The organism is Prevotella melaninogenica (genome assembly GCF_003609775.1).
Lineage (GTDB): Bacteria > Bacteroidota > Bacteroidia > Bacteroidales > Bacteroidaceae > Prevotella > Prevotella melaninogenica_A.
Window position 1 is genome coordinate 516,664 of record NZ_AP018049.1, and the last position, 15,743, is coordinate 532,406.

A 15,743-nucleotide genomic window follows, 5' to 3' on the forward strand; every position below is an offset into this window, starting at 1 on the left:
GGAGAATACAATAAATCGTGAACGTTTACGTTTGTATGGGAAATTAACCGTTTCAAAGGCGTTTTAAACTAAAAAAATAATATTAATTTAATTGTAGAGAGTTATGAAGAAGTATTTAGCCGAAATGATCGGTACAATGGTATTAGTCCTCATGGGCTGTGGTGCAGCAGTATCTTTGGGTTGTGATCCAGTTAACAATCAGGCAGCAGTAGTTGGTACAGCAATGGCATTTGGTCTTTCTGTAGTTTCAATGGCGTATGCTATTGGTGGTATCTCAGGTTGTCATATCAACCCAGCAATTACACTCGGTGTGTTCTTGAGCGGTCGTATGAGTGCAAAGGATTGTGCTATGTACATGCTTTTCCAGTTTATTGGTGGCTTAATTGGTGCAGCTTTGTTGTTCCTTCTTGTTACCAACGCAGGTAGTGGTTTTGCAGCAGCAGGAGCTGGTTTGGGTGCTAATGGCTTGCAAGATGGTATTAGCGTAGCAAGTGGTTTGCTTGCAGAGATTATCTTTACTTGTGTGTTTGTACTCGTTGTGTTGGGTGCTACCTCAAAGACTAATGGTGCAACTGGTAAGTTTGCAGGTTTGGCAATTGGTTTGTCACTTATCCTTGTTCACCTTGTATGTATTCGTTATACAGGTACATCTGTGAACCCAGCACGTTCATTTGGTCCTGCTATCTTCGCACAGCTTGCAGGTGGTCCTGCAACAGCATTGAGCAATCTTTGGATCTTTATCGTAGGTCCATTCGCTGGTGGTGCACTTGCATCAGTAATCTGGCGCGTTATTGAACCATCTGAGAAGTAATTAACTTATCAGATAAATGTTTAGTTAGGCTTATTAGGCTGTCAAGTCTAATAAGCCTAATTATCTTTTAGTTCGAACACTATTGTCTTTTATTACGGATTTTAACATTTGAGGTTTATTAAATATGTACGATGTTTTGGCTATCAGAAAATAAAACCGTACTTTTGCATGTGTAAATAGGTATAGACTTATTAATTTTAAAAGATTATAAAAATTATGGCAGTAGATTACAAGAAATTAGGTCTCGTGAACACACGTGATATGTTCAAGAGAGCAATTGACGGCGGTTACGCTATCCCAGCATTCAACTTCAATAACCTCGAGCAGCTTCAGGCTATCATCAAGGCTTCTTCTGATTTGAAGTCACCAGTTATCCTTCAGGTATCTAAGGGTGCCCGCAAGTATGCTAATGAGACTCTTCTCCGCTACCTCGCTGAGGGTGCAGTAGAGTACGCTAAGGAGTTGGGTTGCCACCATCCAGAGATTGCACTTCACCTTGATCACGGTGATAGCTTCGAGACTTGCAAGAGCTGTGTAGACTCAGGTTTCTCTTCTGTAATGATCGACGGTTCACATCTTCCATACGAGGAGAACGTTGCTCTTACTAAGAAGGTTGTTGAGTATGCTCACCAGTTCGACGTAACTGTTGAGGCTGAGCTCGGTGTTCTCGCTGGTGTTGAGGACGATGTAGTAGCTGAGGTTTCTCACTATACAAAGCCAGAGGAGGTTGTTGATTTCGCTACTCGTACAGGTTGCGACTCTTTGGCTATCTCTATCGGTACTTCTCACGGTGCTTACAAGTTCACTCCAGAGCAGTGTACACGTGACCCAAAGACTGGTCGTCTTGTTCCTCCTCCATTGGCATTTGATGTTCTCGCAGCTATCGAGAAGCAGCTTCCAGGTTTCCCAATCGTTCTCCACGGTTCTTCTTCAGTTCCTCAGGAGTATGTTGATATCATCAACGAGCATGGTGGTAAGATGCCAAACGCTGTTGGTATCCCAGAGGAGCAGCTCCGTCAGGCAGCTAAGAGTGCTGTTTGTAAGATTAACATCGACTCTGACTCTCGTCTCGCATTCACCGCTGGTGTTCGCCAGACATTTGATGAGCACCCAGAGTACTTTGATCCACGTCAGTACTGTGGTAAGGCTCGTGAGTACATGGAGGATCTTTACAAGCATAAGATTACAGACGTTCTTGGTTCTGAGAACAAGCTCGCTAACCTCGACTAATCATTTGTTGAGGTCGGCTTGATTAGATAAAACATTAGCGGCAGCTTTCCTTTGTGAAGTTGCCGTTTTTCTTTTGTTTTGCTTTCTACGAGGCAGTGCCTCGTAGGTTGGGATAGAGAACAAGCAACAGCCCCGCATGGAAAGAACCATGCGGGGCTGTTGCTTATACTTGGAAGGCTTATTACCTATCAACAATAGCCATAGAATGAGAAGACTTCGTCAATCGTCCAAAAGCTTGAAGGCTTTAGGGAGGTAATTGATGATGTCTCCTGCAACAAGGCTTTCCTTACCTAACTCTTTTACAGCTAAATCGCCAGCAAGACCATGGAGGTACATTCCTACCATACAAGCGTTCTGTTGGTTGTAGCCACGAGCAAGAAGAGCTGTGATGATACCAGTGAGTACATCACCACTACCAGCTGTTGCCATGCCACTGTTACCTGTTGAGTTAAAGATAACGTTGCCATTAGGTAGGCAGAGTGCGCTGTTGTGTCCTTTGAGTATAATGTATGCTTGTAAAGACTTTGCTAACTCACGTGTACGATGGAGGCGCTCATAGTCTGCATTAGCAGGAGAACCTGTAAGGCGGTCGAGTTCTTTTGCGTGAGGGGTCATAATAATACCCTTTGGCAGTTGTTGCATCCATGCACGATGGCTTGCAAGAATATTAAGAGCATCAGCATCCGCAACGATAGGACATTGTGCACGTCTTATCTGTGCTATCATTGCAATCGCTGTAGGCTCCTGTCTGCCTAAGCCAGGGCCAATTGCAAGTGTATCGAAATCATCCGTATCAACGGCTTCGGTAAAAGCTGTTTCCTCGTGGTCCATTTGTAGGATAGCTTCAGGAACGGATATCTGCATGATATCGTAGTTCTTCTTAGGAGTATGCACTGTTACCTTGCCCACACCGCTACGCAAACAAGCACGTGTTGCAAGTATAGCTGCCCCCGACATACCATAACTACCTGCGATGATAAGGGCGTTACCCATGTCTCCTTTGTGTGAAAAGTCATCACGATGGAGTAAACGTGAGCGAATGTCGTTTTCCTCTAAGATGTAATATTGCGCCTCAGTCTTCTGAATAAACTCCTGACTTAGACGAATATCGAGTACTTTCAGTCTGCCAATGAACTGCTGTGCATCAGCAAAAAGGAAGGACAACTTACGTTCGTGGAGAGTTAGTGTGAGTGTTGCGTGGATGATATTAGCACGTACGTTATACGTGTTGTCCTCCGCCATCAAGCCAGATGGAACATCAATACTCACAATCTTTGCAGGACTTTGATTGATATACTTCACTAAAGAGGCAAAACCACCAGCCAAAGGCTTGTTGAGCCCAGAGCCAAATAAACCATCAATAACCAATGTGTCTGCGGTCAATTCAGGTGGATCAAACTTTGCAGTGATTTCTGTAAAATCCTTTGCATGTTTGCTGTCGAGCAAACGTTGACGGTTTGTTACACAATCTTCCGATAGATGATTGGTGATATTAAAGAGGTAAGTAGTCACCTTATACCCTTCATTTAGCAGCAAACGTGCCACAGCAAGGGCATCACCACCATTGTTACCAGGTCCTGCAAAAACAACAATTGGCGTATGTATAGACCATTCCTCCATGATAGCACGGGTAATGGCTTTTGCTGCACGTTCCATTAGGTCAATCGACTTGATAGGCTCGTGTTCTATAGTGTATCTGTCCAGTTCATGAATCTGGGCACTTGTAAATATCTTCATATCGATGGCAAATTTACAAAATAAATGCGGATAGTTTGGTATTATTTTCGTAATTTTGCGCTAAATTATAAATAAAGAAGCATGAGTCGAGTAACAATTAAGGACAAAACGTTTGAGACTTCTATTCCTGAAGCCGAGATTCTGGAAAGAGTAAAGCAGGTAGCTGATCGTATAAACATGGATTTTGAAGGTAAGACTCCGCTCTTTCTTGCGGTGTTGAACGGTTCGTTTATGTATGCTTCTGACTTGATGAAGCATATCACTATTCCATGTGAGATTTCCTTTGTTAAGTTAGCTTCTTATCAAGGTGTTACCTCAACGGGAACTATCAAAGAGATTATCGGTTTGAATGAGGATATCCGTGGTAGAGAGGTTATTATTGTTGAGGATATTGTTGATACAGGTGCAACTATGAAGCGTATGCTCGAAACACTTGGTACACGTGAACCAGCAGGCTTGCATATTACAACTTTATTGTTGAAACCAGGTAAGCTGACAGTGCCTTTGGATATTGAATATGCAGCAATTGAGATTCCAAACGATTTTATTGTTGGTTATGGACTTGACTATGACCAGCAGGGTCGTAACTTGAGAGATATTTATACTTTAGTACAAGAATAATGAAGAATATTGTAATTTTCGGTGCGCCAGGTGCTGGTAAAGGTACTCAGAGCGACAAGATGATTGAGAAGTATGGCTTCGGTCATATCTCTACCGGTGATGTACTTCGTAATGAAATTAAGAATGGTACGGAACTTGGTAAGACTGCAAAAGGATACATTGACAATGGTCAGCTCATTCCAGATGAGTTGATGATTGATATTCTTGCAAGCGTATATGATAGCTTTGGCAAGGAGCACAAGGGTGTTATCTTTGATGGTTTCCCACGTACTATCCCACAAGCAGAGGCTTTGAAGAATATGTTGGCCGAGCGTGGTCACAGCGTTGCAGCTATGGTTGAACTCTTTGTCCCAGAGGATGAGTTGATGAAGCGTCTGCTTCTCCGTGGTCAGCAGAGCGGTCGTTCTGATGATAACGAGGAAACAATCAAGAAGCGCCTCAATGTTTACAACAACCAGACTTCTCCATTAATTGATTGGTATAAGGGTGAGAATATTCATCATCATGTAGAAGGTCTCGGTACTGTAGACGAAATCTTTGCACGTATAGAGTCTGTTATTGACAGTCTTTAATATATTTGTCTGATAGGTGTTGGGTGTTAAGGGATACATAGTGTATCTACTTCTTCCCATCTCCTATCAGTTTTTTGTAATTTAGACCTTGAAGAGGAAAAGGTCTATTGTTTTATATAAACTATTATTCATTCCATTCCCCTAACACCCATCACTTGCTATGGCTGATTCGAATTTTGTTGATTACGTAAAGATATATTGCCGCTCTGGTAAGGGTGGTAGAGGTTCTATGCACCTTCGTCATGTAAAGTATAACCCTAATGGTGGACCAGATGGTGGCGATGGTGGTAAAGGTGGAAGCGTTTATCTCCGTGGTAACCACAATTATTGGACACTATTGCATCTGAAGTTTCAGCGTCATATCTATGCTGAGCATGGGGGTAATGGTGGCCGTGATAAGTGTCATGGTACAGATGGTAAGGATATTTATATTGATGTTCCTTGTGGTACTGTTGCCTATGATGCCGAAACTGGTAAGTATGTCTGTGATGTTATGCATGACGGACAGACGGTTTTGCTGCTGAAAGGTGGACGTGGTGGATTGGGCAACTTCCAGTTCCGTACAGCTACGAATCAGGCTCCACGCTATGCACAACCAGGTGAGCCGATGCAGGAGATGACTGTTATTCTTGAGTTGAAGCTGTTAGCGGATGTTGGTCTTGTGGGCTTCCCAAATGCGGGTAAGTCTACTTTACTGTCTTCTCTCTCAAGTGCAAAGCCAAAGATTGCCAACTATCCTTTCACAACGATGGAACCATCGTTAGGTATTGTCAGCTATCGTGATAACCAAAGTTTCGTTATGGCTGATATTCCTGGTATTATCGAAGGAGCCAGTGAGGGTAAGGGACTCGGCTTACGTTTCCTCCGTCATATCGAGCGAAACTCTCTTCTACTTTTTATGGTACCAGGAGACACCGACGATATCAAGCGCGAATACGAGGTGTTACTAAACGAGTTGCAGCAGTTTAATCCAGAGATGCTTGACAAACATCGTGTCTTAGCAGTAACGAAAAGCGACCTTCTTGATGATGAACTCATTGAGATGCTGCGTGAAACGTTGCCAACCGATCTTCCTGTTGTCTTCATCTCAGCTGTCACCAGACAAGGACTTGATGAATTGAAGGATATCCTTTGGAAAGAACTTAATGCAGAGAGCAATGAGTTGCAAAGCATTCTTTCAGAAGATACCCTTGTCCATCGCGACAAGGATATGTCACGTTTTGCAGCTGAGTTAGCGGCTGAGGACGCTGATATTGATGATGTTGAAGAGGTGGGTATAGACGAATTGGATGAGGTAGAAGACCTCGAAGATTTTGAATATACGAATGATTAAGCCTGTTCTATATTACTTTAATCTTGCCGACGAGGTAGTCAGCTTTAGCACTACCCGTTATGGCGGAGTTAGCAAGGGAAAGCTTGCCACACTCAACATTAACCCTCATCGGGGTGATGAACCTTCTGCTGTAGCCGAGAATCTGCAGGCTGTGGCTACTGAGATAGGTGTTGAGGCTGATAAAATTATCCGTCTACATCAGATACACGAGACACATTGTCTGACCGTGACGGATGCTTTTTTTCATCTTTCAGCCGCTGAGCAGTATGAGATGGAAGAAGGGAAAGATGCTGTCGTTACCGATTGTCGTAACGTCTGTATCGGTGTTCATACGGCTGATTGTGTTCCTATTCTTTTTTATGACCCAGTTCATCATGCCATTGGTGCAGCCCATGCTGGTTGGCGTGGTACGGTGCAGCGTATCACACAGCACACACTTCGCAAGATGACAGAACTATATGGTACCGACCCAAAGGAACTCAAGGCGGTTGTAGGACCTTGTATTTCACAGAAGAACTTTGAGGTTGGTCAGGAGGTTTATGATGCTTTTTCGGCTGCAGGCTTCCCTATGGAACGCATTGCACGTATGTATGAAAAATGGCATATCGACCTTCCGCTCTGTAATCAACTTCAATTAGAAGAACTTGGTGTGCCTGCAGCTAATATCTTTCAATCAGGTATCTGCACCTATGATAATGCTTCCGACTTCTTCTCTGCACGTATTCTCAAAGAAGGATTCGGTACTATTTACACTGGTATTGCACTGAAGTAAGTTCCTAATTTGTGGTTGTTATCGAATTATTTTCACGTAAATAAATATTTCTTGTCGTGAAAATAAATATTTTCTTTCATGAAGATAAATCTTTATTTTCATGAAAATAATTCGCAGAGGACTGTGATTTCGATCGTATTTGTGTTAATAGATTTATCAAATAGGATAATTTTTCCTTTGCATTTAACCCTTCATTATTCTTGAAAAAGAAAAATAAATCAATAACAAATGCCCTCATTTGTCCGTCCCTATCAAAGTGAACTGGAGAAATGAGGGCATTCGTTGTTTTCTTTACTTGTGTCGGTTAGCACGTTGCTGACGGTATTTAGCCTTCTGCTTTGCACTGCCAGAACCGTGTGCACCAGTAATATACTTCTTTTTCTTGGCTTTGGTTTTCACCTTGCCGTCGTCGACTTTGGGCTTCGAGGCACCTCGAAACACCATGCCGCTTTCGATAATATCATCTATTTCACTCATATACAATTTTTTTAATGATGGAATAAACGCACACCGGTAAATGCCATTGCGATGTTGTATTTGTCACAAGTGTCAATAACATGGTCGTCACGAATACTTCCACCAGCCTGTGCTATATATTCTACACCACTCTTATGCGCACGCTCAATATTGTCGCCAAATGGGAAGAATGCGTCAGAACCGAGTGCAACACCCGTATTCTTGGCAATCCACTCTTTGCGTTCCTCACGTGTCAGAGGCTCTGGGCATTCTGTGAAGAACTGCTGCCATACACCATCCTGCAGTACATCTTCATACTCATCAGAGATGTAGATATTGATAGTGTTATCTCTATCAGCACGGCGAATATCCTTCTTAAATGGGAGGTTCATAACCTTTGGACACTGGCGCAACCACCATTCGTCAGCCTTACTACCTGCTAAGCGGGTGCAGTGGATGCGACTCTGCTGTCCAGCACCAATACCAATAGCCTGTCCGTCCTTGACATAACAAACAGAATTACTCTGTGTGTACTTCAAGGTAATCAACGAAATGATGAGATCACGCTTAGCATCCTCGGTGAATGTCTTGTTCTTTGTAGGCATATTCTCGAAGAGTGCTGGGTCATCAAGCTTCACCTCGTTGCGGCCCTGTTCAAATGTAATACCGAACACCTGCTTCTTCTCGATAGGAGTTGGTACATAGTTAGGGTCAATTTTAATGACATTGTATGCACCCTTACGCTTATCCTTCAGAATTTCTAAAGCCTCTGGAGTATAGTCAGGTGCGATAACACCATCACTAACTTCACGCTTAATCAGCAATGCAGTCTCCTTGTCACAGGTGTCACTGAGCGCACAGAAGTCGCCGTATGAACACATACGGTCGGCTCCACGAGCACGTGCGTATGCACTGGCAAGCGGTGTAAGCTCGAAGTCAACATCATCGACAAAGTAAATCTTCTTGAGTGTATCACTCAAAGGAAGACCTACTGCAGCACCAGCTGGGCTGACATGCTTGAACGATGCAGCTGCAGGAAGCCCCGTAGCGGCCTTCAACTCTTTAACGAGTTGCCAGCTGTTGAGTGCATCAAGAAAGTTAATGTAGCCGGGACGACCACTAAGAACTGTGATTGGGAGTTCGCCTTCCTCCATATAGATACGTGAAGGCTTTTGGTTTGGATTACATCCGTACTTAAGAGCTAATTCTTTCATATAACTTATGTGGTATATGTAACTTGGTAGTGCAAAGATAAGGAAAAATAATGGAATACGTCGTTATGCTTGTTGTTTTTAAGTAAATTAGCCGTAGAGGTTTGTTTCTTTTGAAGAAAATCTGTACTTTTACACTCGAAAAGAAAACAATCTTTGGAGCGTGAGGGCTATCCAGCGCAGGCTGAATTCCCTCTGACTCCTTTAATCCCTTTAAATTACTTAAAGATATGCAAGCATTACACACAGACAAGGCACCTGCTGCAGTAGGTCCTTACAGTCAGGCTATCGAAGCCAATGGTTTTATTTTCGCATCTGGTTCACTTCCTATTGACCCAGCTACCAATGCTTTTGTTGAGGGTGGTGTGAAGGAACAGACTCGCCAGTCACTCACTAACGCGCGCAATGTGTTGGCTTCTGCAGGTGTAGACCTGTCTCATGTTGTTAAGACAACAGTATTTCTTTCTGATATGGAGAACTTCGCTGCGATGAATGAAGTTTATGCCGAGTTCTTCAAGGAGCCTTATCCTGCTCGTTCTGCATTCGCTGTAAAGGCTTTGCCAAAGGGTGCGCTTGTTGAGATTGAGTGCATTGCAGTGAAATAAGTCGATTTGATTAGCCTAATTGCATACTCTTTCTGATGATGCTATTCGGTTGAAATGACGGAATATAAGAGTTCTTTTGTAATGGATAATGTTCTATTTCTATCCTTATAAAAGGACTCTTTTTTTATCTTGTTATTGTTTTCTCATACTTAAACAAAATGTTTAAATGTTGTTCTGTCACTGTAGGTAATAGTTCATTAGGTTTAAGAATTGGGTTGCTTCGTCTCTTCTCTATTGTTGTGCGTATGTCCCGCACGTGAGGTGTTGATGCTTAGCACGTGTCGTGCTAACGCTCCGCACATGATGTGCTAAGTACTAAACGTCACTTGATAAGCCGTTTGGATGAGGTTAGGGAGAGGTAAAGAAAATGCCATTCTATCCTCAGTAATACTTGTTTAATTCTGGGTTTGTTTATCCCAAAATGATAGAATGTTTTTTATTTCAAAGAGATTCCGCACCGCAAAGTAAGTAATTTAATCTTACACTCTTTGTTTACAAGTTTAATTAACATATTTAACGTTAAGAAAAGTCGTTGAATATTACTTAATTAGACAATCTTTTATTACTTTTGCAACACGTTAGTATATGTTGAAAAATGAGGTATGAAAAAGAAGCTTAGAACCATTATCGAGGAGCTTGGTCAAAAGGCGCATATCCGCAAAGAACTGGCTTCTGATTTGGAGAGATTGTCAAGCAGGTTAGCATTTCATCACATTCACTTGGAATCGTCATCTTTGAAGAAAGTTGTTGACTATTTCAAGGGGAAGGAAAAACCTTCTAAAAAAACATTAGATAGGCTGGCTCTGTTTGCAGGTTTCCAAAACTGGAAGGATTTAAGTGCAGCTTTGCATGGTGAAAACGATGCTGGGTTGAATTATGAAGATTAATTACTCTGTAGAGATATAGAGTAGATGGTAATCATGGAGGGGATGCTCTGAAGGGTTATCTGTGAAAGATTGTAGGGACATACGGTATGTTTATCCGCAGGAGATACCTGTCATGAGATAAGCAAAGCGTATGTCCCTACATTATTTATATGGTTCCTTGTGGTGAGAACTCTTTTTCTTAATGCGTAAGGAAACTAATAAGAAGGAGTTTTGTATAGCTCAATATTAAAAGTCTTTTCCTTCTTCTTTTATTGGCTTTACCAACAAAGAAACTCTAATGAGCCTATTAATCGGTAAATAAAAAAGCCCGAAACCAAAAGTTTCGGACTTTTATTTTCTTGGATTTCCAAGGGCTTACTTCTCAGCAGCAACGGTTCTTTTCTCCTTGATACGTGCAGCCTTACCTGTAAGATTACGGAGGTAGTAGAGTTTCGCACGACGAACCTTACCACGCTTGTTCACCTCGATAGAATCGATGTTTGGTGACTCGATTGGGAAGATACGCTCAACACCGATGGTGCCTGACATCTTACGAACAGTGAAACGCTTCTTCTCACCATGACCAGAAATCTTGATAACTACGCCACGGTAGAGCTGAATACGCTGCTTGTTACCCTCGACGATTTTGTAAGCGACAGTGATAGTGTCACCAGCCTTGAACTCTGGGAACTGTTTGCCGGTTGCAAATGCTTCTTCAGCAACTTTAATTAAATCCATTTTTCTATTAATTAAATATTGTTTGTCGTTCCAACGTAACGTAATCCATGACTCTTCCATGTTCAGCGGTTACGCCGAAAAGCGGTGCAAAGTTACTGCTTTTTTCTGAACCGACAAAGTAATTCTGTGCTTTTTATTTTGATGTGTACTATGTGTGATAATTAGATATTTGTGTGCATAAGCTTTTTATTTCTTTCGGTTTACCGCAATAAACAATTCTATATAGTGGGTAAGAGCATGGCAAAAGGAATAGGTAAGGGGAATTTATAGTTGACACTCTCAATAACAGTAAACTGCTAACATCTGGCTTATGAGAAAAGGAATAATAGGGTTGCTATAAAAACATCAGACCAGCAAGGCTCAAAGAGTCTGGCTGGTCTGTTATATGAATGTTAGTACTCGGGTGGATAAATCTTAATACTTAAAGACCGCTGTCAGGGTTATCTTGCGTCCGTCTGCATGAGCATACTCTGCATTACGTGCCATCATCATAGACGCTGGTGTATAATAGGTGTAGTTTAATAAGTTGGATACTGCTAAACTTAAGTCGCAAACCTTCATCTTTACGCCTGCAGTAAGGTTTAGTAAGTTGATGCGATTTACGATTCCTTCACCCTCGTTATATACTCCTGATGCGTTAGGGGTAAATCTGTCACGCTTACCTGTGTGCATGTATTGTAACTGAACATAGGTGTTCTTTACAGGAGCATAGTTGACATACATTCCCAACTTAGCGGCTGGAATGGAGATATTCGACATGTATGTGTCCCAATCTCCAGATGCTGATTTGAGCTTACCTTCGAACCATGAGAGATTAGCACCAGCCTTTAAGTTACTGAGGATTTGTGCATCTGCACTTAATTCAACGCCATATACCTTCTGTGGAGTACGGTTTACTATCCAGAAACCATTCTCAATCTTGAGGTCACTTCCAAGCTTAGAATAGGTGTAGAAAACAGATCCATTCAACTGCAACCAATGGTTAATGTCAGAGTAAACACCAATCTCGTAGTTGTTTGTTTTTACAGGTTCTGTTGATATCTTAGAGAGTACATCAGCCTTGGCAGCACGTAATGTACGTCCTAAATCAAAGATAGAAAAACCTTGAGAGTAGGCTACGAAGGGTTGAAAAGCAGGATATTTGTTATAAGAAATACCCACATTAAAAGACATATTATTATACTTTAGCTTTCCTCCCTTGACCTGAACCTGTGGGTCAGAAAGCTTATTGCGTAATACATCGTAGTCTGGTACGTTTACATTAATGAAGTCGTAACGTCCTCCTAATTTGAGGCTTAGGTGTTGCCAAAGTGTGGTCTTCACTTGGATAAAGGGTGCATGATTGTTACTTGTTAACCATGGTACCCAATATCTACCATCTACCAATGGTTGAGATGTCTTGTTGTAGAGATAGTCATAACCGTATGCTAAATGTGCAAAAGCATTCTCTGAGAATATAAGTCGAGTGTTAAACTGAGTGCGGAAACCAAACTTACGGTCTTTAACAGCCGACTGTCCGCTTGTTTCTTCCCATCTTGGCTTTGCTGGGTCAGCCTTACGGAAGTCAAAGATAGTATATATTCCCGAACCATAAACAGATGCTTCTAAGTCGGTATGTTTGAATATATCCTTTGATGTAAACTTGAGGTAGGCATTGTGATTGTATCTTGTTCCCTCGTCAACAGCCTGTGGGTCCTTATTACCAATTATACCAATAGAAGGACTTTGTAGGTACTTTCCACCGAAAGGAATCAATTTCGTATCTTGCAAACTACGATAGTAATTATACATCAATTCGATTCTGTTCTTTGGAGATAGGGAATAACCGAGATTAACAAGTACGTTTGTTGTATAGGTATCACCGAGTCCGTAGCGTGGAGAGATAAACTTTCCATCACCATCAATAGCACTACCTGTACGTCCGAAAGCCCCATTTACGAGATAATCAAACTGTCCCACACGACCATAAACTTGCTGGTTGATGCGATAACCTTGCCCTTTCCCGTGACGGAAGAAATTGTAAGTTGAACCTGAGATAGTCGTCTCTCCAGCTACAGACTTGTTTGTGTTATTCTTCTTAGTTATGATGTTTATCAATCCACCGATAGCTCCATTACCATAGAGAGCGGTAGAACCTTTTACTACTTCTATATGGTCGATAGCAGCGATATCGATGGTTCGGATATCACGGTCTGTTGAACGTAAAGGAGTTGATTGAGGTATACCATCAATCAGGATGAGTGCACTTCTTCCACGAAGTGATTGTGCGCGAGAGCTTGTGGTATTACTTGATAGAGCCATACCAGGCGTGAGCATGCCCAAGAGATGGGTGATGTCGGGAGCTGCCTTGCTCATTTCTGCTATTTGCTTTTGGTCAATAATCGTAACTGTTGCAGCCGCATTTTGCTTTATTTCAGGCATACGTGTGGTACTGATAGTTACTTCTTCGAGATGTAATGTGGAGTCTTTTATCTCTTCTGATTGTGCATTACAAGGTATTGTTGCCATTGTAAGCATTGCGAGAGATAGATAAATTGTTTCTTTCTTCATATAAATACAATCCTATGAGTGTTAATAAACTTCTGCAAAAGTATTTATATTCTATAGAACGTGCAATACCTAAAATGAGGTATATGTAGTTCTATGCGCTTTATTTTGAACGTATTTTTCCATGTGACAATATATCTTTAATAATGCGACAAGCATTTGATTCGTTTTTTTTTCTTACTTTTGCATTATCTTTTTGAATATTATCGACTTCCGATGTTACCTAAGCATAGTAGGGTGGTTGACGTTGGAAGTTAATCAAAGTAGGGCTATTTCCTACTCTGATAAATATTTATGAGAACTATAAAAGTCATTATATATGTATAAAAAAACGGTTTATCTGTCTGGATTAACAGCATTATTAGCGTTGACAGGATGTTCTTCTCATTATGAGTTGGCAGGCATTCAGCGTACACGTGTGCTGGTTGATAATCGATATGATGCTACTCCTGATGCAGGGGCTGCAAAGTTTATGGAACCATTTAAGCACAAGGTTGACTCGGTGATGGGACCTGTTGTGGGAGAGGTTGACCACGATATGGTGGCACACCGCCCAGAGAGCGATCTCTCTAATCTGTTGGCAGACATCATGGTGTGGGCTGCACGCGATTATAATGAGAAGGTTGACTTTGGTGTTTATAATATGGGTGGTATTCGTGCAGCACTCTCTAAGGGTAAGGTTACCTATGGGGATGTGTTAGATATTGCTCCTTTTGAAAATAAAATATGCTTTGTAACACTTTCTGGTGAGAAGGTTTTGGAACTGTTCTCACAGATGGCGCATACTGGTGGTGAGGCTGTTAGTCATGGTGTAGAACTTGTTTTTACACGTGACCATAAGTTAAAATCAGCTCGTTTGCATGGTAAGGAAATTGACCCAAAGGCAAGTTATCGTATCGCAACGCTCGATTATTTGGCACAAGGAAATGATAAAATGGAAGCTTTCAAGTCGGCAACAAGTGTTGTGTCACCACAGGAAAGCAGTAACAATACACGCTTTATCATCATGAACTATTTTAAAGAGCAGACAGCTCAAGGTAAGGTGGTTAATGCTCACACAGAAGGACGTATCCGCGTGGAATAAACAATTAAGGAGTTAGGAAAATGAAAAGAAACATATTATTGATTACTTTCTGTCTCATGGCGGTTGTCGTTTTTGGACAGAATAAGAAACTGACAATCCTCCATACTAACGATACGCATAGTCAGATTTATCCGCTCAGTCCTAATCTTGCTGATACGATGAAGGCTGATCGTGGTGGTTTTGTACGTCGTATTGCGATGCTTAAAGAGGAACGTGCGAAGAACCCTGACTTGCTGCTTTTTGATAGTGGCGACTTCTCGCAAGGCTCACCTTATTACACAATGTTTAAGGGTGATGTTGAAGTTGGGCTGATGAATCAGATGCATTATGATGCTGTTACGATTGGTAATCATGAGTTTGACTTCGGGTTGGAGAATATGGTACGCCTCTTCAAGAAGGCAAACTTCCCAATCGTTTGTGCAAATTATGACTTCAAGGGTACAGAGTTAGAGAAGTTGGTTAAGCCCTATATCATCTTGAAACGCAACGGACTGAAGATTGGTGTCTTCGGACTTGCTCCAAAATTGGATGGTTTGGTAGTGAAAGCTAACTATGGCCCAATTGTTTATAACGATCCTGTCGCTTGCGCACAGAAGATTGTAAACGAATTGAAGGCTAAGAAGTGCGACCTTATTATCTGTATCTCTCACCTTGGATGGAATATAGAAGGTGTCAGCGATGAGGAAGTTATCGCAGGAACTCGCGGCATAGACCTTGTACTCGGTGGTCACTCACATACTTACCTTAATAAATTGGAATATGTAAAAGATCTCGATGACAAAATGATTGGTGTCGATCAGAATGGCAAGCATGCTATTTATGTGGGTAAGTTAGTGCTTGATATGAAGAAGAAAAAGTAAGTCTTTTAATCGATAAGACCTATATAAATAATGTGGGCTGTATCAGTATGATTGTCAATGGCAATCTTATTGATACAGCCCATAGGTTTTTATGCTCTTTAATAGCGTACTTATAGCATACGAATATATGCTTTATATAACTACTTCTTCATACCTTTTTAAGGTTCTTCTGTTAAATGGATAGTTAGAAATAGAATAAAGGTTTTATACTTATATAGTATGATTATCCAAAAACAAATGGTCTTATAAGGGGGCAAGTTACAAGATAAAATATAGGAAAGGCAAATCAAGACAATCTCT

General features: G+C 41.5%; 15 protein-coding genes. 10 read left to right on the top strand and 5 right to left on the bottom strand.

Going from position 1 to position 15,743, the window contains the following annotated elements; genetic code table 11:
- Positions 1-103: 103 nt before the first annotated feature.
- Together PMEL_RS02055 and PMEL_RS02060 are read left to right on the top strand one after the other, a co-directional pair.
- Positions 104-811, top strand: coding sequence for an MIP/aquaporin family protein (locus PMEL_RS02055; protein WP_120173737.1), 708 nt, complete (start codon positions 104-106; stop codon positions 809-811).
- 216 nt (positions 812-1,027) lie between these two features.
- The gene (locus PMEL_RS02060) at positions 1,028-2,041 is read left to right on the top strand and encodes a class II fructose-bisphosphate aldolase (protein ID WP_120173738.1); all 1,014 of its coding nucleotides are present in this window, start codon (positions 1,028-1,030) and stop codon (positions 2,039-2,041) included.
- A 219-nt stretch (positions 2,042-2,260) separates the two neighbouring features.
- Here PMEL_RS02060 and PMEL_RS02065 read toward each other — a convergent pair whose 3' ends face one another.
- Positions 2,261-3,778 (bottom strand): NAD(P)H-hydrate dehydratase, encoded by a 1,518-nt coding sequence (locus PMEL_RS02065; protein WP_120173739.1) that lies wholly within the window; start codon positions 3,776-3,778, stop codon positions 2,261-2,263.
- A gap of 81 nt (positions 3,779-3,859) precedes the next feature.
- On the opposite strand from PMEL_RS02065, the gene hpt reads away from it, so the two are divergent.
- From hpt to pgeF, 4 genes are all read left to right on the top strand, one after another.
- Entirely contained in the window at positions 3,860-4,399 is a 540-nt protein-coding gene (gene hpt, locus PMEL_RS02070) for a hypoxanthine phosphoribosyltransferase (RefSeq protein ID WP_120173740.1), read from the top strand.
- Positions 4,399-4,971, top strand: a complete 573-nt coding sequence (locus tag PMEL_RS02075; RefSeq protein WP_120173741.1) for an adenylate kinase — start codon at positions 4,399-4,401, stop codon at positions 4,969-4,971. Before hpt ends, PMEL_RS02075 begins: the two co-directional genes overlap by 1 nt.
- 160 nt (positions 4,972-5,131) lie before the next feature.
- Entirely contained in the window at positions 5,132-6,304 is a 1,173-nt protein-coding gene (obgE, locus tag PMEL_RS02080) for a GTPase ObgE (RefSeq protein ID WP_120173742.1), read from the top strand.
- On the top strand, positions 6,297-7,076 hold the full coding sequence (gene pgeF / locus PMEL_RS02085; RefSeq protein WP_120173743.1) for a peptidoglycan editing factor PgeF: 780 nt from the start codon (positions 6,297-6,299) through the stop codon (positions 7,074-7,076). The genes obgE and pgeF overlap by 8 nt, the downstream gene beginning before the upstream one ends.
- Positions 7,077-7,367: 291 nt before the next feature.
- On the opposite strand, the gene PMEL_RS02090 is transcribed toward pgeF, so the two are convergent.
- Positions 7,368-7,553 (bottom strand): hypothetical protein, encoded by a 186-nt coding sequence (locus PMEL_RS02090; RefSeq protein ID WP_120173744.1) that lies wholly within the window; start codon positions 7,551-7,553, stop codon positions 7,368-7,370.
- Positions 7,554-7,564: 11 nt separating this feature from the next.
- Entirely contained in the window at positions 7,565-8,755 is a 1,191-nt protein-coding gene (locus PMEL_RS02095) for a phosphoribosylaminoimidazolecarboxamide formyltransferase (protein ID WP_262697063.1), read from the bottom strand.
- Positions 8,756-8,973: 218 nt separating this feature from the next.
- Between PMEL_RS02095 and PMEL_RS02100 the strand changes: the two genes are divergently transcribed.
- Both PMEL_RS02100 and PMEL_RS02105 read left to right on the top strand, forming a co-directional pair.
- A complete protein-coding gene (locus PMEL_RS02100; protein WP_120173746.1) occupies positions 8,974-9,348 on the top strand; it encodes a RidA family protein in 375 nt (124 codons plus the stop codon).
- A 602-nt stretch (positions 9,349-9,950) separates the two neighbouring features.
- Positions 9,951-10,235: a hypothetical protein gene (locus PMEL_RS02105; protein WP_120173747.1), complete on the top strand. Its 285-nt coding sequence runs from the start codon at positions 9,951-9,953 to the stop codon at positions 10,233-10,235.
- A gap of 354 nt (positions 10,236-10,589) precedes the next feature.
- On the opposite strand, the gene rplS is transcribed toward PMEL_RS02105, so the two are convergent.
- A complete protein-coding gene (gene rplS / locus PMEL_RS02110) occupies positions 10,590-10,952 on the bottom strand; it encodes a 50S ribosomal protein L19 (protein ID WP_120174612.1) in 363 nt (120 codons plus the stop codon).
- A gap of 414 nt (positions 10,953-11,366) precedes the next feature.
- Positions 11,367-13,502, bottom strand: a complete 2,136-nt coding sequence (locus PMEL_RS02115) for a TonB-dependent receptor (RefSeq protein ID WP_120173748.1) — start codon at positions 13,500-13,502, stop codon at positions 11,367-11,369.
- A gap of 316 nt (positions 13,503-13,818) precedes the next feature.
- Here PMEL_RS02115 and PMEL_RS02120 point away from each other — a divergent pair, with 316 nt between their 5' ends.
- Together PMEL_RS02120 and PMEL_RS02125 are read left to right on the top strand one after the other, a co-directional pair.
- Positions 13,819-14,583: a 5'-nucleotidase C-terminal domain-containing protein gene (locus PMEL_RS02120; protein WP_120173749.1), complete on the top strand. Its 765-nt coding sequence runs from the start codon at positions 13,819-13,821 to the stop codon at positions 14,581-14,583.
- Positions 14,584-14,603: 20 nt separating this feature from the next.
- The gene (locus PMEL_RS02125) at positions 14,604-15,443 is read left to right on the top strand and encodes a bifunctional metallophosphatase/5'-nucleotidase (RefSeq protein WP_120173750.1); all 840 of its coding nucleotides are present in this window, start codon (positions 14,604-14,606) and stop codon (positions 15,441-15,443) included.
- Positions 15,444-15,743 lie beyond the last annotated feature (300 nt).